The organism is Fusobacterium perfoetens (genome assembly GCF_021531595.1).
Classification (GTDB): Bacteria; Fusobacteriota; Fusobacteriia; order Fusobacteriales; family Fusobacteriaceae; genus Fusobacterium_B.
This window is the reverse complement of the sequence record NZ_JADYUD010000002.1, coordinates 123,437-142,478: the sequence shown is the minus strand read 5'-3', so window position 1 is coordinate 142,478 and position 19,042 is coordinate 123,437. Positions and strand designations below refer to the sequence as shown.

Here is a 19,042-nt window from a genome sequence, read left to right as displayed (position 1 = left end):
TCTCCTTTTTTAATTTTAAAATAATTTAATAAAAAAATAATAGAAAAGGGTAAAAAAACCCTCTCCTATTATTTTAATGTATATCACTATAAATTACAATCATTATTTATTTTTTCTTTCATTTCTGTAATTTTTTGTTTTATTTCTTTATCTCTTGGATCTATTTCGTAAGCTGCTGTATACTCACGAAGAGCTTTCTGAAATCTTCCCATATCTTCATATTTCTTTGCAAAGTCAACATGGATATTATAAATATCCAAATTATTAAATATAGCAAGATCATAATATTTTATTGCTTCCATAATTCTTCCTGTTCTTGAATAAGCATTTCCTAGAAGGAAACATACAAAAGACGGCTCTTTTAAAAGAAAAATTGCTTTGTTAAAATTTTTTATTGCCTCTTCATATTCTTCAAGTTCATAATTAAGAAAACCTAAAAAAGCAAAATTATCTCCATTTCCTGGCTCTAACTCTGTAAGTTTTTTATAAATAACCTTAGCATTTTTACAATTTCTTTTATAATAAACTAAAGCTCCAAGCTCTTTTAAATATGTAAGATTTTCTGGTTCCATCAGAAGAGCTACCCTTAATTCAGCTTCTTTTCTGCTTAAATCTTCATCATTATTATACTGTCTAAATATTTCTGTTCTTAGCATTTTTTTCACCTTCTGTTCCTCTGAATCTTAAAAGGATTATATCATACTTTAATTTATTTTTTAATCTTTTATGCCTTTTTTTTACTTTTTGAACATTATTTTTATTTTTTTATAGAATTTTTACTCTTATTAAGGTATCTTTTGTTTTCTTTATATACATATTTTAATTTACAAACTATTATACATCTAACTGTTCAGGAAAATAAAAAATCGGCGTTACAATACACCGATTTTATAATTTTACTTTTTAATTATGCCTGAGGTTTTTCAGAAGCTTCCTCTTTCTTTTCTTCAGGTTTTTTAGGAAGAGGATTTCCAAACATCCATTCTATTTGTCTTCTTAGACCTATAAGATCATATTCTTTTCCATCAACAACAATTTTATCTCCTTCAGGAATAGTTATATATCCCTCTTCTACTGGAGCGTTTTTATCAAGATTATGTTGAATTTTTATTTTTCTGTCAAGTCCTGCTGGTGTAAATTCAGTTTTTACTAATTTTATAACATCATCTGCTGCAAGAATTTTTTCAACCATCTCTGGAGTAAATTGTCTTTGAGGTGGATAATCTGCTATAAATAATGTGTGAGAAGATATAAATTTACATTTTCCATCTGCTGTTTTTTCAAGAACATCTATTGTATATCTTCCTCTGTCTTTTATTAAAATATTTTCAAGGTCAAGAATTTTCTTTCCTACTCCAAATGGATCAACCATAGGAACAAATTCTCCTTTTGTTATAAGATCGTCATTAACACCATTTATTCTTACTTCAAAAGCTGTAGGCTTAACTATTCCTTCTATTGTCACTACTATTGACATATGTCTCATAGGAACTGGGAACATAGGCTGTATCATATTATCAAAAGAACCATAGATATCAACTGCCCCTCCCATCTGTTGATTCATTTGTGCTTTATATGCAACTACTATGCTTTTTACTGTCATTATGTTTTCCCCCTGTCTTGTTTTCATATTTCTCTTTTTATAATAGCATATTTCAACTAGAATTGAAATATATTTTTCCTAATTGTCTCTATTTCCTATGAAATCTGCAAGCTCTATAAGAATCATTCCTCTTTCTTCTGAAAAGTTTTCTTTTATTATACTTTTTGCTTTTTCTATAATTTCATTAAGAAGTTTTTTACTTTCTTCCATTCCAATAAGAGCAGGATAAGTTGATTTTTCAAGTTCTGCATCGCTTCCAACTGGTTTTCCAAGCTTTTCAAAATCTCCTTCAACATCAAGAATATCATCTTTTATTTGAAAAGCAAGCCCTATTAAATCAGCATATTCTTCTAATTTCTCTCTTATCTCTTTTGAAGCATCTCCTATAATACAACCTATTTCTATAGGAAGTCTTAAAAGTTTTCCTGTTTTATTTTTGTGAATATATTTTAAAGTTTCCATATCAACTTTTTTTCCTTCACTTTCAATGTCAATCATCTGTCCACCTATCATTCCATTTATTCCTGCATAGCTTGAAGCAAGTCTTACTATTTCAACTATTTTTTTATCAGATATAACCCCTTCATTTTTTTCTGTAAAAACATTGAAAGCATGAGTAAGAAGAGAATCTCCTATTAAAATTCCTTCTGCCTCTCCAAATTTTTTATGAGTTGTAAGCTTTCCTCTTCTATAGTCATCATTGTCAAGAGCTGGAAGATCATCATGGACAAGAGAATAAGAATGTATCATTTCAAGTGCTGCCCCTGAAGGAAGTCCAAGTTTTTCATCTTTTCCTAAAAGATTAAGTGTCATTAAAATAAGAACTGGTCTTATTCTTTTCCCTCCATTAAGAACTGCATACTTCATTCCTTCTGCTATTGCATAAGGATAGTCAAATTCTCCTAAATAACTATCTATTGTTTTTTCTACAAGTTCTTTTTTTTCTTTAAGATATTCTTTTAACATCTTATACATCTCCCTCTTCAAAAGTTATTTCTCCATCATTTTCTGAAACTTTTATTATTTTTCCTTCTGCTCTGTCAAGAATTTCTGATGAACTTTTTATAAGCTTCATAGCCTTTTCATACTCTTTTATTGAATTTTCAAGAGAAAGCTCTCCTGATTCAAGTTTTCCTATAATTTCATCTATATTTTCCAGATTTGTTTCAAAATCCCCTATTTTTTTCATATCTGCCCCTTATTCTTTTTTAAATATATTTTTCTATATTATAGCTGTTCCTTTATTCTTTTTCAAATATAAATGCAAAAACAAAACTCAGCCTCGGTTTTAACACCAAAGCTGAGTTCTGTTTTTATTAAGGATTTTATTTGGGTGCTTATTTATAAACTAGAATTCATATCTAAATCCTAAGTTAGCCTGCCATTTATTGTCAACTGTTGCTTCTCCTGTTTTTTGAACATCAACATATACATTCATATTTTCAACAAATCTGTAGTTTACTCCAACTCCAAATTCTGCCCAAGTATCTCCTAAGTCTTCAGAAGTTCTTTCTAATGCTCCATCTTTTTCATATTCTGTGTCAATATCTCCTTGGAATTCTTTTACAAGAGCTGCTCTTGCATAGATATTTCCTTTATCGCTGAATTTATATCCAACTGATGTTCCAACATTTCCTACTAGAGAATACATTGTATCTTGATGAACATCTACTCCTGCACTTGTTGTATAAGTTGTGTCCTCTACTCTTCCAAGAGTTAATTCTACACTTGGTTCAAGGAAGAATTTATCGTTTAAGTCAAATCTCTTTCCATATTGTCCACTTAAACTTGTTCCCCAGTTATTGTAATCTCCTGATTGAGATTTATTTCCATCTTTGCTTGTTACATCAAATTTATTATGAAGTCTGCTTTGTTTTAGTACTACATCTGCAAACTGTCCATCATTATTAAGCCATGTTGCATAGATTCCTGCACCAACTGAATAGTTTTCTCCATGTCCTAAAGCATAATCTGTTTCTCCATCAGTATAGCTTACTAATCCTCCAACAAACATTACACCATTATCAACAGTATATTTTTTATCATATCCAACTTGGTAAGTTTGATAATCATTATCATATTTACTTCCATTTTCAATTTTACCAGTATAAACTCTTGACCAAACTCCATGTTCTCCAGTAGAATTTCTTAATTCTCCCATTCTTTTATTTAGAGAGTTCATTTCTTGTCTCCAAGTTAAAAGATTGATTGTTGCAAGGTCTCTTATTCCTTCAACCATTGAGTTAAGTCCTGTATAAGTTACATTTTCTACTTTACTTCCATCTTTATTAATTGTAATATCTGCTTCATATCCACCAGAAACAAATCCTTCATCAAGAGCTGCTGTTCCTGTTATTTTACTATCTGTATCAGTAGTTTCTATATTTTTTGCTAATTCTTCAAAATATTTTTGAGCCTTATCTCCATTTGCTTCAACAGTTCCACTATTTTTAAAGTTAACATCTAATTTTACATTTTCTTTTTCTATATTATCTATTGTAACTTTTCCTGAAGTTGCTTTTCCTGTTGTTTCATCAATAACAGCAGCCATATTTACAGTTCCACCATTTCCTAATAAAGTTCCAACTGAAATATTATTATCTACAGAATCATTATTAATTATTCCATTGTTTAAAGTTAAATTTGTCACAGAACTGTTTCCTGTATTATTCCAAGTTGCTCCATTGTCCATTCCAATATTAACAGTTCCATCAGCATCATTATCTGTAATAGTTCCTGTTATAAAAGAATCAGATGTAGAAAGATTTACTGAAATAGTTCCTTCTGTTTCAGCATTAACATTTCCTGTTATTTGAATAACTTTATCTTTTCCTAATATATCAATCTTTCCACTATTAGAAGAACTTAAAGCATAAGAATCATTATTTCCTTTTACTTCTATTATAGTATTTCCATTTAAAGTTGTTTCGCCATATTTTCCTGTAGATTGAACTCCAACAGCCTGTCCTGTTTTAGATGTTGCTAAAATATTTAAATTTTCTCCTATTGAAACTTTTCCATCATCTGTACTAGTAACACTATCATCAGCAATATTTACAATACCTCCTGAGAATCCAGCGTTTGCTTGAACAACAATATCAGCAGAACCATTTAATTTTATATTACCATTAGCATCAGCATATTCTGATAAATAAAGTCCATAAGTATTTGAATTAGAATTATTACTATTATTTATTACTCTAATATTTATCTTTGTACCTTCATCACTAGTTATTTTTCCTGAATATTGACTATTTAGAGCCATAGCAGTTTGTACATTATTAGCATTAATAAAAATATTTGTTTCTTGTCCTTTAAAATTAAAAACAACTGGTTCTCCACTTGCAGAAAGTCCTAAAATATGTCCTCCATCATCTGTTTTTGTAGAATTTACAGTGAATGTTGTGCTATCTCCATTAAAATTTACTATTGTAGCTGGTTGCCCTTTATCACTTTCTCCATTAATTATATAAGTTTCTCCAAAGGAATTAGAATTTATTGTTAAATTTACATTTTTATTAAAATCAACTGTTCCTTTATTATTATAAATCCCTTGAACCATATTAGCACTACTAGTTATATTCATTGCAAAATTACCGTTAAAAGCAGTTTTTCCATCTGAAGAACTTTGCTGAATTCCCATTACTCTTTGCCCATTGCTACTATTTAATACTAAATTTACATTTCCATCAACAGTTGTACTTCCCCCAGACCAAGTATCAAAACCAATTAAATAATCATTATTGCTACTTAAACTTCCTGTTATATCACTTTTTATATTTAATTGATTCCCCCCATTATTTCTTATTCCTACAACTCTTATCCCATCATTCGGAGCAATAATATTAAAATTAATTTCACTAGCTGTAATATTAGCATTTGCCTTTCCATTTAAAGTTATTCCATATAATCTTTGTGGATTTGTAACTTCAGAGTCAGTAACTATATTTATTTTTCCATCTGTTGTTAAAGTTAAAGTTTTTCCTGCTTCAGCACCAAGAGTCGTATATCTATTATTATTTTCAGCTGATACAGAAGTATTAACTTCAACTGTTATATCTCCTGTTTTTTCTGCTGTTATATCTTTATCTTTAGCATAATAGTCTGCTTCAGCAAATGCCCCAGTCCCCATAATCATAAAAGCAACCACAAATCCCATTGTGATTTTCACTTTTCTTTTAAGAAATCTTTTAAGTGAATTTTCTACATAATTTTTTCCCATACCAAAATCCCTCCTGTAAATTCTTTCTTTTTTGACCTCTTTTTTGACCTTTCAAAAGTAATTACAATATTTTATCCCCCCTTTAATATTGTATAATTACTTTTAAATTTTTCTACATCTTGGAGATATGGTAATTGGACTTTTTTTCTATTACTTTTATATGCAAGAGTAATAAAAAAGCAGTCTGATTCAAGGGGAAATCAAACTGTTTAATTAGTTAAAATTATTTATACTATTTTTTGTAAAATTCACTCTATATTTTTTAAATATATTCAATTCAAGTATAGTCCTGCACTTTTTAAATGTCAAGCACTTTTTTTCAAATCTAAGTTTTTTAAAATTCTTAAAATTTTTTTATAATTTTTTTTATTTCAAATTTTTTCTTGTTTTATAAATGTTCACTTTTTGAAATTGGTGAATTCTTGTGCAAAATAAGGCGTTTTGTGTAAATTTTGACCGTTTTTATTTTTGACTTTTTTAACAATTTTTTATATAATTCATTAAAAATATTTATAACCTTACCCCATGAAAAATCTTCAAGGGGGTAATGAAAAAATTTCATGCCCCCCTATGAAAAATTTTCATACCAAAGATCATTCTAGTAATAATCATACTAGTAAAATCATAAATAAATATATAAAGGGCATGTCCCAAAAACTCATATGACATTTTGTCATAACCCTCACGACAATTTGTCATGCCCCTCATGACAAAATGTCATGACAAAGATTATTCTATAATAGATTACTCTATAGTTGATTATATATATTTCTCTCACAAGAAAAAATTCCCCATGAAAAATTTCTTCATGTCTGCTGTATCTTACAAAATATTTTTTAGAATTACTAGCAGTTTTGTTTTTTATAATTTTTTACTAAAAAATAAAAAAAACTGCCATCTTTACTTTGACAGCAGTTCTAAAATTATTTATTTTTTTAATTATTTTGCTGATTTTTCTTGTTCTTCAATTAACATATTAATTTCAGCTATAACTGCATCTGCATTTAATCCATGAGCTGCAAGCCCTTCTCCTAATGTTTCTCCAGATGCTACCATACAACCAATGCATCCTAATCCATATTTTCTGAATATCATTCCTATTACTGGATATTGTCTTGCTGCTTCTAATATGTTGCTATCTTTAGTTACCATCTATAATCACTCCTTAAAATATTAATTTTATATTCTGTACTCTTAGTATATAAAACTTTTCTTTGTTTGTCAATTATTTATCTTTTTAATAAGAAATTATCTTCCAACTACATTAAGAAGATCGTGAACTCTTACAATACCTACAAGTTCTCCATCTCTCATTACAGGAAGAACAGAAATTTGACTTTCCCTATTTTCCATTACATCAAGTGCTTCTATTGCCATTATATTTTCTTCAACTTCTGTAAAGTTTTTAGTCATAATATCTTCAGCTTTAAGAGAGAAAAACTTCTCTTTATGAGCAAGGGCTCTTCTTAAATCTCCCTCTGTTATTATTCCTGTCATTTTTTCTCCGTCCATGACACACACAGCGCCAAGTCTTTTCTTCGTCATTGCAAGAATTATTTCATCTACACTTGAATCTTTTTGAACAAGAGGAAGTTCATCTTCTTTATGCATTACATCTTTTACTTTCATAAGAAGTCTTCTTCCAAGAGTTCCACCAGGATGATAAACTGCAAAATTTTCAGGTTTGAAATTTCTTTTTTTTATAAGAATCGCTGCAAGAGCATCTCCCATTACAAGAGTTGATGTTGCAGATGCCATTGGTGCAAGATTAAGAGGGCAGCCTTCTTTTTCTATTCCTATATTAAGAATATATTTTGCTGCTCTTCCAAGTGGTGAATTTTCATTTCCTGTCATAGCAACAAGAGAAGCACCTATTCTCTTTATAGATGGAAGAAGTGAAAGAACTTCTTCACTGTTTCCACTATTTGATATAGCTATAACAACATCTTCAGGAGAAATCATTCCCAAATCCCCATGAAGTCCTTCTGCTGAATTCATAAAAATTGCATGTGTTCCTGTTGAAGCAAGAGTAGAAGCAATTTTTTTCCCTATAAGTCCTGATTTTCCAATTCCTGTTATTACAACTTTTCCTTTGGAATTTAAAATAAGTTCAACAGTTTTTTCAATATTTTCATCTATTTTATCTCTTACTCTCTGCAGTTCTTTTATTTCTGAATCAAACAAATCTCTTGCTGATTTTATAGTATCCATTTTTTCCTCCCGATTTCAGATATATAAATATTATTTATTTTCAGATACAGCCTTTCTGAATGTTTTCTTTTTCTTTGATTTTGTCTTAAAAGTTCCGTTTCCTTTATTTTTATCAGAACTTTTTTTGACAGAAGATTTTATTTTCTTTGTTGTCTCTTTTATTTTTTCTTCTGCTTTTCTGGCTTTAGTTTTTTCCTTCATTACAGAATAACCAAAACTTCCTATAGCATTTTTTGTCATTGGAAAATATTCTCCATGACAATATGTTATAAGGTCTGCCCACTCAAAATGAATCTTTCCTTTTTCATCCATTAAATCTTCATTTACATGAGATGAAACAACCTCTGCTATAAATAAATCATGTGTTCCCAAAGGTATTATCTGTTTTACTTTACATTCTATGCTTACAGGACAGTCATCTATATAAGGAGAAGAAACTTCTTTTCCCTCTTTCATAACGAATCCCATCTCTTTTATTTTATCTACTGTTCTTCCTGAACGAACTCCACAAAAATCAACTTTTTTTACTAAATCTTTTCCTGGAAGATTTACAGTAAATTCCATACTCTCTTTTATATATTCATATGAAAGTCTTTCTGGTCTCACTGATATTGAAAGCATAGGAGGCTTAGTACACACTGTTCCTATCCATGCAACTGTAAAAACATTATCTTTACCCTCTTTGTTTCTGCTTGTAATAAGCACTGCAGGAACAGGATTAAGAATTACACTTCCTTTAAAATCAACTTTTTTTATTTCTTTCATTACTCTTCTATTCCCATTACTTCTCTTCTATATACTTTTAATGCTCTTCTTAAAACTATCATAGCATTTTCTATATCATCTACACTTGTACAGAAAGAAAATCTTATTTCTTGTTCTCCTTTTCCTTCTGTTTGATAGAATCCAGGCCCTGGAGCTATAAGTATAGTTTGATTATCATATGAATATTCTGTTAAAAGCCATTTAGCAAATTTTTCAGCACTGTCAACAGGAAGTTTTGCAAAAGCATAGAAAGCTCCAGCAGGTTTTGAACAAATTATTTCAGGCATAGTATCTAAATATGCAAAAAGAAGATCTCTTCTGTTTTTATATTTTTCCCTTACATCTTCAACATAACTTTCCATTGTATTAATAAGATTTGCTGCTGCATGTTGTTCTATTGTAGACACACAAAGTCTTGCCTGACAGAATTTTAATATCATAGCCATAAGTTCTTTATTTTTACTTGCAATAAGACCAATTCTTGCTCCACAAGCACTATAGTGTTTAGAAATACTGTCAAGAAGAACAACTCTGTTTTCTAAATCTTTTATATGAGTGAATGAAGTATATGGAGTATTATCATAAATAAATTGTTTATAAACTTCATCAGCTAAAATATAAAGATCATATTTTTTAGCAATTTCTCCTATCATAAGAATTTCTTCTTTAGTATATACTGTACCTGTTGGATTTGATGGATTTGAAAGAAGTATTGCTCTTGTTTTTGGAGTTATTAATTTTTCAATTTCTTCTCTTGATGGAAGATGGAAATTATTTTCTATTTTTGTTTCTATAGGATTTATTTCAGCTCCAGCAAAATGACAGAAACTGCTGTAGTTTGAGTAGAATGGCTCAGGAACTAAAACATTATCTCCTTCATTGCAAATAGCCATAAGTGTAAAAAATATAGCTTCACTTCCACCTTGAGTAATTAGTATATCTTCTTTATTGAAAAAAGTATCATTCTTTTTATAACTTTCTATAAAACTTTCTATTAATTTTTCAATTCCTCTTGAATCAGAATATTTTACAATTTTTTCACTATAATTATGAAGTCCTGTAAAAAATGTATCAGGTGTTACTATATTAGGTTGCCCTATATTAAGAGCATATACTTTTATTCCTCTTTTCTTTGCATCATCGGCCAGAGGAATCAATTTCCTAATTGGCGAATAATTCATTTCCATTGCTCTGTTTGATATATGCATTACCTTGTTCCTCCTTTAGATTTAATTTTTATATTTTAATATTTTTTATATAACAAAATTTTTGCCTATTTTGTAATTATACCACGAACATATTTAATAAAAAAGAGGTTTTTTATTAATAACTCTTTTCACTGAACATTTTATGTAACCTTCACAAAAGAATATTTCATATAAAATATTTTTTATTTGACTTTAAAATTTTCTTTACAGAACTTCTTATAATTGATATATTATTTAAAGTATTAGAAACAGGAGTGTGACAATGAGGAAATTTCTGACAATTTTTGTTGTATTTATATTAAGTTTTGGTTGCTTTGGAGCTTTTGATGAAAATATAGAAAAGATGATTATAAAAGAATTTGAAAGAAAATATAAGGATGATAACTTTTTTTGTGTTCAGTCTCCTTATTATGTTGAAGATGAAAACAGAAATATGAAAATAGTTGCAGCTGTATACAGTGAAAAACTTAATGAAAACAGAGATATTCCTATTGTACTTGAAATAAATTACCAAAAAAAAGCTGATATAAAAGAAAATTTAAAAAAAGATTATATTGAAACTGATGTTTACAATAGAAATATTAAATTCATAGAAGCAAGAGACAGAGTTGAAAAAACTATTGAAAAAATTATAGATGATCCAGCTACTGTGATTCTTGTTTATCCTGAAAATTCTTCAGATGAAATTGAAAAATTTTCCAAAAATGAAAAAAGCTTTTCAAAATATGATTATATAAAAGCTGTCAGTATTAATATAATTATTCTTACTGAAGATATAGATAAAATTGATATTGAAGAATATATAACAAACACTGAAGCTATCTCTCTTTTCCTTTTAGATGATATTAAAACTGTAGGAGAAGTTAAATTAAATATTATAGATAATTCATATTTTACTGAAACAACTGCAAAAAATAATATTTTGCACCGTATTCAAAGAAGTCTTTTCTATGCTGCTTTAAACGCAGAACCTACACTTAAAATTTTAGATAAAATAAATTCAAATGAAAAACTTTCATATGAAGATAAAGAATATCTTTTAAAAAGATTCAGAGATATTGAAAAAGATACTGATCAAATAGAAATTATTGTAAATAATGAAGATTATCTTAACTTTATAGAGCAAGAAAATACTATACAAACTCATAAGGTTGAAACTGATTCAACTGGTTATATTCCAAAAGTTAAAATTTATAAAAATAATCAATGGATTGAAAGCAGTAATTAAATTTTATACAAAATAGAGATGACTTACTAAAAATTAAGTCATCTTTTTTTATTTTTTTGATTGAAAAATATATACAACATTTGTAATTTGAACAAAAAACCTCTTATTTCCATCTTAAACTCCCGTTTTGTTGACTTTTATATTTAAAGTGCTATAATTGTTCTTGGGCTAAAAGATTAGTCTTTATTCTATTATTTATAAAAATTTTTGATATATAAAGGAGATGTTTATTTATGAACAAAGTAGCAGTAGTTATCGGTCTTTTAGTACTAGCATTGAGTTTACAAGGAAAAAACAGAACAGAAACAGTGAAAGCTGAAAATTATGGATTAAATATCAGTGGATATTCAAAAGAAAGCTTATCAGAAGTTGCAAGAGAAGCAACTATTCTTGAAAAAGTAGAATTTATGCCTTCTGCTGAATTAAGCCAAAAATAATCTACTAAAACATAAAGGAACTGCTTAGACAGTTCCTTTTTTATTTACAAAATTTTTATAAAATATAAAAAGAAAAATCATTAAAAATGATAGCTGTTCTGTAAATTTAAAGTTATTTTTTAAGCAATTTTTCATGATTAAAATAAAAAAAGAACAAAAAAGAATATTGCACCGAACAAATTCTAAAAACAAAAAGCCTTGTAATACAAGGCTTTTTTTAAATTACATATGTCTGAATAGGAACAAAAGAATGTTTTTATTGTTATCTACAAAACTCTTTGGGAAAGTGATATCATTAACACATACAAAATAAAGTTTCAACAAAAGGGGAGATGATAGATTATGATAAACATAAAAAAATTAGGAATTTTACTAGTGGGAGCTTTAATGCTTACTGGCTGTGGAGGAACAAAAGAAGAGAAAGTAAATGTAGGAATAACTCAAATTATAGAACATGCTGCTCTTGATGCAACAGTTGAAGGATTTAAAGAAGCTCTTAAAGATAAAGGATATGGAGAAGATAAAATTAATATAGAATATCAAAATGCACAAGGAGATTTCGGAACTGCACAAACAATAGCTTCTTCTTATGCTCAAAGTAAAAAAGATATTGTTCTTGCTGTTTCAACACCTTCAGCACAAGCAATGTATAATGCTTCTAAAGATATTCCAATTCTTATCACTGCTGTTACAGATCCTGTTTCAGTAGGACTTACTGGAGAAAATATTACTGGAACAAGTGATATGGCTCCTGTTGATAAACAGGTTGAACTTATAAATACACTTCTTCCTGAAACAAAAACAATCGGAGTTGTATACAATACAAGTGAAGAAAATTCCCTTGTTCTTGTTGAAAAATTAAAAGAAGAAAGTAAAAAATATGGTTATACAGTTATTGAAAAAGGAATAACAAATATTAATGAAGTAGGAAATGCTCTTGATGTTATTTTAAAAGAAATTGATGTTCTTTATACTCCTACTGATAATTTAATAGTTGCTTCAACACCTATAGTTTTAGAAAAAGCAAATGAAGCAGGGATACCTGTTATAGGATGTATTGATGATCAAATAAAACAAGGAGCTCTTGCTACTGAAACTTTAGATTATAAACAATTAGGATACCAAACAGGAGAAATTGCTGTAAGAATTTTAAATGGTGAAAAACCAAAAGATATTCCTGTTCAGACACTAAAAAATACAAAATTAATGATAAATAAGGCAGCAGCTGAAAGATTAAATATAGAAATACCAGAAAATTTAAAAGAAAGAGCTGAACTTATTTAAGATTTACAGAAGAGGGGGATTTACAGATGTTACTAGGAACTATAGAACAAAGCCTGATATTTGCCATAATGGTTATGGGGGTGTACATTTCATTTAGAATACTTGATTTTCCAGATATGACAGTTGATGGAAGTTTCCCTATGGGAGCAGCTATAGTTGCAAGCTGTCTTATAAAAGGAATAAATCCTGTACTTGCTCTTGCAATAGCATGTCTTGGTGGAGCACTTGCTGGATTTATAACAGGATTTATTCATGTTAAATTTAAAATTGCAAATATTCTTGCTGGAATAATAGTTATGACTGGTCTTTACAGTATAAATATAAAAATTATGGGAAGATCAAATATATCTTTATTCAAAACAGATCATCTTTTCAGTTCAGGAATAAAACCTATAATTATAATTGGGATTGCAGTAATAATCTGTAAAATCGTACTTGATTTTTTACTTAAAACAAAATTTGGATTTGTTTTAAAAGCTCTTGGAGATAATGAAACTCTTGTTGTTTCTCTTGGAGTAAATAAAGACAGATTAAAAATATATGGACTTATGATTTCAAATGCAATAGTCACTCTTGCTGGAGGACTTTATGCTCAGTATCAAGGATTTGCTGATGTGGGAATGGGAACAGGAATAATTGTTACAGGGCTTGCTTCAATAATAATAGGTGAATCAATAATAAGAAATAAAAGAATGCTTGCAATGACAACAACAGTTATAATAGGAACTATTTTATATAGAGCAGTTATCACAGCAGCACTTAAAATAGGATTCAATGCCAGTGATTTAAAACTTATAACATCTATAATTGTAGTTGGAATACTTGCAGTTAAAAATACAAATTTCATTAAATTAAGAAAAGGAGTGAAGAAAAATGCTTAGCTTAAATTGTATAGGAAAAACTTTTTTATCAGAACTTGGGAGTAAAAAAGAAGTTTTTAAAAATTTAAATTTACAAGTTAATAAAGGAGAATTCGTTACAGTTATAGGAAGCAACGGAGCAGGAAAATCTACACTTCTAAATCTTGTTATGGGAAGCATAGAGCCTGACTGTGGAACAATTTCTCTTGAAAACAAAGATATTACAAATATTGAACCTTATAAAAAAAATACTTTCATTTCAAAAGTATATCAAAATCCATCTCTTGGAACAGCTCCTTCAATGACAGTTTTTGAAAATCTTTCTATGGCTGACAATAAAGGAAAAAGTTTCAACTTCACACTTGGGCTTAATAAAAAAAGAAAAGAATACTACAGAAGCCTTTTAAAAGAACTTGGACTTGGAATTGAAGAACAACTGGATACAGAAGTAGGTCTTTTATCAGGAGGACAAAGACAGTGTCTTGCTCTTCTTATGGTAACTTTAAATAAACCTAAACTTCTTCTTTTAGATGAACACACAGCAGCACTTGATCCAAAAACATCTAAAATAATAATGGATAAAACAGATGAAATAGTAAGAAAAAATAATATTACAACTCTTATGATTACTCATAATCTTCAAGATGCTATTACTTATGGAGATAGAATAATAATGCTTCATAATGGACATATAGTTTTAAATGTTGCTGGTGAAGAAAAAAAACACCTTACTCCTGAAAAACTTTTAGAAAAATTCCAAACAGTAAAAGGAAATATAAACGATAAAGATATTTTTGCAGCTTAGATTTTTTTACTGTTTTGTGATATAATAGCCAAAAGACTTTCGGGAGGAATCAAAGTGAAAAAGATAAGAGTAACAGTCCCTGAAGATATTTGGCGTATGATGAAAAACGATATTGAAGAATTCGGGATAAATAATAACAAATTATGTAATTATATTCTTGAAAAATTAAAATATAGAAAAGAAATTGATGTTGAAAAAGAACTTGAAAGTCAGGGGCGTCCTTTAAAAAAAATAATTCAGTTTGATCTTAATGTTTCAAACAAAGAAATATATTATGATGTTCTTCGTGACAATGGTGTTGATGTGGAGGCTGAATTTTTCAGAGATCTTTTTGAAAAATACTGCTCAAAATTTAAGTATATAAGAGAACTTTTTGTCTTTCAGGATACTGTGAAACAAATTCTTGAGGCAACAAGAGAAAAGAAAAAAATAAAATTAAAATATGGTAGTAAACTTACAACTGTTGAACCTTATTTTATAAAAAGAGATGAACAGGGAGATGAAAACTTTCTCTTCTGTTACTGTGAAACTGAAAAAACTTATTATAATTATAAACTTAAAGACTTAGAAGTTATTTCTATCCTTGATGAAAAAATAAAGGGTAAAGATAAAAAATATATTGAAAGTGTAAGAAAAAATTTTGATCCCTTTCTTGGAAATGGAAATTTTATAAAAGTCCGTCTTACAGAAGAGGGAATGAAGATGATAAAAGGGCTTACAAACTATCGTCCTAAACTTATAGAAAAAAATGAGGATATATATATATTTGAAGCTTCAAATGAAAATGCAAAACTTTATTTCAGGCAATTTTCAAAGGAAGCTGTAATTCTTGAACCAAAAGAACTGAGAGAGGAAATGAAAAAAGATTTTCTTGAGGCTCTTGCAAATTATTAATAAAATCCCTGAAAAATCAGCTATTGATTTATTTCAGGGATTTTTATATCTTTTATATTTTTATATCTCTCTTGTATAAATTTTGAGCCATTCTTTTTCTTTCTGATTTAAAAATGGTGAAATTTTTTCAAAAACAAGTTTATGATAATTATTAAGCCATTCTTTCTCTCTTTTTGAAAGCATTGATACATCAACTGCATCAAGATCAATAGGAGCAAAAGTAACTGGAATAAACTCCATAAACTGACCATATTCATTTTTTATCCAATTTTTGCTCAAAACTTCATTTTCTATTCTTATTCCATGTGAGCCTTCTATATATATACCTGGCTCTATTGTTGTAATCATATTTTCTTCCATAACAAAAGGAGCTGACATTCTAAAAATATTCGGCCCTTCATGAACATTTAAAAGATATCCTACCCCATGTCCTGTAGCACATCTGTAATCAAGTCCTATTTCCCATATTGGTCTTCTTGCAATAGCATCTAAATTATATCCCTTTGTTCCATAAAGAAATTTTGTATCTGAGAGAGCAATAAGACTTCTTAAAACTGCTGTATAATGTGTCTTTATTTCTTCATTTATATTTCCAAGTGCTATTGTTCTTGTTATATCTGTTGTTCCTTGAAAATATTGTCCTCCAGAATCTACAAGAAGAAGTCCTTCAGGTTTAAGAACAGCATTTGAATTTTCTCCAGCTGTATAATGCATCATAGCAGCATTACTTCCATAAGCTGAAATTGTATCAAAACTAAGTTCAATAAATCCTTCCTGTTCTCTTCTAAATTTTTCAATCATGTTAGATGCACTTATTTCTGTTATTTCTTCTTTTCCTATATTATTTTTCAGCCAATACATAAATTTTGTAAAAGCAGTTCCATCTTTTATATGAGCATTTATAATATTTTTTATTTCTGTTTCATTTTTTACTGCTTTTAATTCCTGAGTAGGATTTGTTCTGTTTATTTTTTCTGAATAAAAAGGAATACTCATATATACAGAACTATTTATTCTTTCATAATCAAGAAGTACTTTTTTTCCTCTTTCTATATTTTTAAGAAAATCATAAAATTCTGAATATTCTTTTATTTCAATATTATTTTCTTTAAAATATTCTTCAACAGCTTCTGTTATTTTTTCTCTGTCTATAAATATAAAAGCTTCTTTTTCAGTAACTGCAGCATAAGAAAGAACAACAGGATTACATGGAATATCCCTTCCTCTTATATTAAAAAGCCATGCAATATCATCAAGAGATGAAATAATATGGATATCTGCCCCCTCTTCTTTCATTGCTTTTCTGACTCTTTTAAGTTTATTATGAGTATTTTCCCCTGAATATTTTATATCTAAAAGAAAAATCTTTTCTTTTGAAAGAGAAGGTCTTTTATCCCATATTTCTCCTACAAAATCATATTCTGTATTTAACTTTGCATTTTTTTCATCACATATTTTTTTATAATTAAGCATTTCTCTGCATGCTACTGTTTTTCCATCAAATCCTAAAACTTCATCTTTTTTTAAATTATTTTTTAAAAATTCTGTAATTGTTGGAACTCCCTCTGTACCTGCTCTGCATAATTCTATTTCTGTATCTGAAATCTCTTTTTCAGCCTGAATAAAATATCTGCCATCAGTCCAAAGATATGATTTTTCCTTCGTAATTAAAAGAGTTCCTGCTGATCCAGTAAATCCAGAAACAAATTCTCTGCATCTGAAATATTCTCCTACATCTTCACTTTGATGATAATCTGATGAAGGAATAATATAAATGTCTATTTTATTTTCTGCCATTAATTTTCTTATTTTTTCTATTTTTTCATCTGCTTTCATAAACTGCTCCTTTCATAAGAAAATATTTCATAAAATCATTTTATCATAGAAAAAAGAATTATTTAACACTTTACAGTTTTTTAATAAAAATATACAATCTCTTTATAGAGGATTATAAAATCTTTTTTTATTAATTTAATATTTTTAAAAATAATTTATGGGTGACGGGATATGATAACAAAAATTAAAAGTCTTGGATACTTTGGTATTGAACCATTCTTGGTTGATGTTGAAGTTGATATTTCAAAAGGACTTCCTGCTTTCAATATAGTAGGTTTGGGAGATACTGCCATAAATGAAAGCAAAGAAAGAATAAGAGCTGGAATAAGAAACAGTGGTTACAAATCAGAACCTAAAAAAATAACTGTAAACCTTACTCCTGCCAATGTAAAAAAAATGGGAACTCACTTTGATCTTCCTATTGCAGTTGGAATAATGGAAGGAAATAAAATTATAAATATTAAAAAAAATATTTTAGAAAATTATCTTTTTATGGGAGAAATTTCTCTTACTGGAGAAATAAAAAGAACACAAGGAATTGTTAATGGTGCAATTCTTGCAAAAGAAAAAGGGTATAAAGGAATTGTAATTCCATATGAAAATTTAAAAGAAGGAAGTCTTATAAAAAGAATTGAAATAATTCCTGTAAAAAATCTTAAAGATACTGTAAAATTCCTTGAAACAGGAGAGTATGAAAAATACAAACTTCCTGAAGAAGACGAAAGCAATAAAGTAGAAATTGATTTTTATGATGTAAAAGGGCAGGAAAAAGCTAAAAGAGCTTTAGAAATTTGTGCAGCAGGAGGACATAATCTCCTTATGGTCGGAACTCCAGGTTCTGGAAAAACAATGCTTGCAAAAAGAATAATGACAATCCTTCCTCCAATGAGTGAAGAAGAAAAAATAGAAGTTACAAAACTTTACAGTATTTCAGGAGAACTTGATGAAAAAAATCCTATAATTAATAAAAGACCTTTCAGAAGCCCTCATCATACAAGCAGCAGTGTTTCAATAATAGGAGGAGGAAAAAATCCCTCTCTTGGAGAAATTTCACTTGCAGACAAAGGAGTGCTTTTCCTTGATGAGATAGTTGAATTTAAAAAAGATGTTCTGGAAGCTTTAAGAGAACCACTGGAAGAAAAAAAGGTTTCTGTAACAAGAGCCTCTTATAAAGCTGTATTTCCTGCTGACCTTATATTTATAGGAGCATGTAATCCCTGTAAATGTGGTTATGCTTTTGAGCCAGGAGATTTATGTACTTGTTCTTCAGGAGAAATTTCAAGATATATGAAAAAATTATCAGGGCCTATCTTGGATAGAATTGATTTAAAAATAGAAATAAAAAGACTGAGTGAAGATGAACTTATTGGAAACCCTCCTCGTGAAACATCTTCTGAAATTAAAAAAAGAGTTATAAAAGCTAGAGAAATACAAAGAAAAAGATTTGGTTATGACAAATTAAACGGCAGTATGACTAGAAACGATATTGAAAAATTTTGTATTTTAAATGAAGAATGTAAAAATATTTTAAAAGCTGCAGTTAAAACTCTTAATCTTTCAGCTAGAAGTTTTGATAGAATTCTTAAAACAGCAAGGACAATAAGTGATTTAGAAAATTCAAAAAATATAGAAAAAATACATATTTTAGAAGCCCTTTCATATAGAATGGAAGATTTATAAAACTAAAAC

16 protein-coding genes and 1 pseudogene are annotated in these 19,042 nt (G+C 28.5%); 7 read left to right on the top strand and 10 right to left on the bottom strand.

Translation table 11 applies throughout. The annotated features are described in order from the left end of the window. Positions 1–86: 86 nt before the first annotated feature. The 9 genes and pseudogenes from I6E17_RS01745 to I6E17_RS01705 all read right to left on the bottom strand — a co-directional run bounded on the left by I6E17_RS01745 (position 87) and on the right by I6E17_RS01705 (position 10,009). The gene (locus I6E17_RS01745; RefSeq protein WP_235235131.1) at positions 87–656 is read right to left on the bottom strand and encodes a tetratricopeptide repeat protein; all 570 of its coding nucleotides are present in this window, start codon (positions 654–656) and stop codon (positions 87–89) included. Positions 657–907: 251 nt separating this feature from the next. Beyond that, positions 908–1,603, bottom strand: a complete 696-nt coding sequence (locus tag I6E17_RS01740; RefSeq protein ID WP_235235129.1) for a hypothetical protein — start codon at positions 1,601–1,603, stop codon at positions 908–910. A gap of 78 nt (positions 1,604–1,681) precedes the next feature. Beyond that, positions 1,682–2,569, bottom strand: coding sequence for a polyprenyl synthetase family protein (locus I6E17_RS01735; protein WP_176829579.1), 888 nt, complete (start codon positions 2,567–2,569; stop codon positions 1,682–1,684). A gap of 1 nt (position 2,570) precedes the next feature. Beyond that, the gene (gene xseB, locus I6E17_RS01730) at positions 2,571–2,792 is read right to left on the bottom strand and encodes an exodeoxyribonuclease VII small subunit (protein ID WP_176829580.1); all 222 of its coding nucleotides are present in this window, start codon (positions 2,790–2,792) and stop codon (positions 2,571–2,573) included. A 159-nt stretch (positions 2,793–2,951) separates the two neighbouring features. Beyond that, entirely contained in the window at positions 2,952–5,825 is a 2,874-nt protein-coding gene (locus I6E17_RS01725) for an autotransporter outer membrane beta-barrel domain-containing protein (RefSeq protein WP_235235128.1), read from the bottom strand. A 939-nt stretch (positions 5,826–6,764) separates the two neighbouring features. Continuing rightward, entirely contained in the window at positions 6,765–6,977 is a 213-nt protein-coding gene (locus I6E17_RS01720) for a DUF1858 domain-containing protein (protein ID WP_176828633.1), read from the bottom strand. 96 nt (positions 6,978–7,073) lie between these two features. Continuing rightward, complete coding sequence (locus I6E17_RS01715; RefSeq protein ID WP_176828632.1) at positions 7,074–8,036, bottom strand: KpsF/GutQ family sugar-phosphate isomerase; 963 nt, start codon at positions 8,034–8,036, stop codon at positions 7,074–7,076. 177 nt (positions 8,037–8,213) lie between these two features. Beyond that, positions 8,214–8,792, bottom strand: a pseudogene (locus I6E17_RS01710) (flavin reductase family protein); the annotation flags it as partial. An 8-nt stretch (positions 8,793–8,800) separates the two neighbouring features. Then, positions 8,801–10,009, bottom strand: coding sequence for a pyridoxal phosphate-dependent aminotransferase (locus tag I6E17_RS01705; protein WP_176828631.1), 1,209 nt, complete (start codon positions 10,007–10,009; stop codon positions 8,801–8,803). 262 nt (positions 10,010–10,271) lie between these two features. Here I6E17_RS01705 and I6E17_RS01700 point away from each other — a divergent pair, with 262 nt between their 5' ends. The 6 genes from I6E17_RS01700 to I6E17_RS01675 all read left to right on the top strand — a co-directional run bounded on the left by I6E17_RS01700 (position 10,272) and on the right by I6E17_RS01675 (position 15,517). Next, entirely contained in the window at positions 10,272–11,237 is a 966-nt protein-coding gene (locus tag I6E17_RS01700) for a hypothetical protein (protein ID WP_235235127.1), read from the top strand. A 233-nt stretch (positions 11,238–11,470) separates the two neighbouring features. Continuing rightward, the gene (locus I6E17_RS01695) at positions 11,471–11,674 is read left to right on the top strand and encodes a hypothetical protein (RefSeq protein ID WP_235235126.1); all 204 of its coding nucleotides are present in this window, start codon (positions 11,471–11,473) and stop codon (positions 11,672–11,674) included. Positions 11,675–12,025: 351 nt separating this feature from the next. After that, positions 12,026–12,958, top strand: coding sequence for an ABC transporter substrate-binding protein (locus I6E17_RS01690; protein WP_235235177.1), 933 nt, complete (start codon positions 12,026–12,028; stop codon positions 12,956–12,958). Between the two features lie 26 nt (positions 12,959–12,984). Then, positions 12,985–13,839 (top strand): ABC transporter permease, encoded by an 855-nt coding sequence (locus tag I6E17_RS01685; RefSeq protein WP_235235125.1) that lies wholly within the window; start codon positions 12,985–12,987, stop codon positions 13,837–13,839. Next, positions 13,832–14,623 carry an ABC transporter ATP-binding protein gene (locus I6E17_RS01680; RefSeq protein ID WP_235235123.1) on the top strand — a complete coding sequence of 264 codons (792 nt, stop codon included), beginning with the start codon at positions 13,832–13,834 and terminating at the stop codon, positions 14,621–14,623. The genes I6E17_RS01685 and I6E17_RS01680 overlap by 8 nt, the downstream gene beginning before the upstream one ends. Positions 14,624–14,677: 54 nt before the next feature. Further along, positions 14,678–15,517: a WYL domain-containing protein gene (locus I6E17_RS01675; protein WP_235235121.1), complete on the top strand. Its 840-nt coding sequence runs from the start codon at positions 14,678–14,680 to the stop codon at positions 15,515–15,517. A gap of 60 nt (positions 15,518–15,577) precedes the next feature. Here I6E17_RS01675 and I6E17_RS01670 read toward each other — a convergent pair whose 3' ends face one another. Then, positions 15,578–17,353 carry an aminopeptidase P family protein gene (locus I6E17_RS01670; protein ID WP_235235120.1) on the bottom strand — a complete coding sequence of 592 codons (1,776 nt, stop codon included), beginning with the start codon at positions 17,351–17,353 and terminating at the stop codon, positions 15,578–15,580. 171 nt (positions 17,354–17,524) lie between these two features. On the opposite strand from I6E17_RS01670, the gene I6E17_RS01665 reads away from it, so the two are divergent. Further along, positions 17,525–19,033, top strand: a complete 1,509-nt coding sequence (locus I6E17_RS01665; RefSeq protein WP_235235119.1) for a YifB family Mg chelatase-like AAA ATPase — start codon at positions 17,525–17,527, stop codon at positions 19,031–19,033. Positions 19,034–19,042 lie beyond the last annotated feature (9 nt).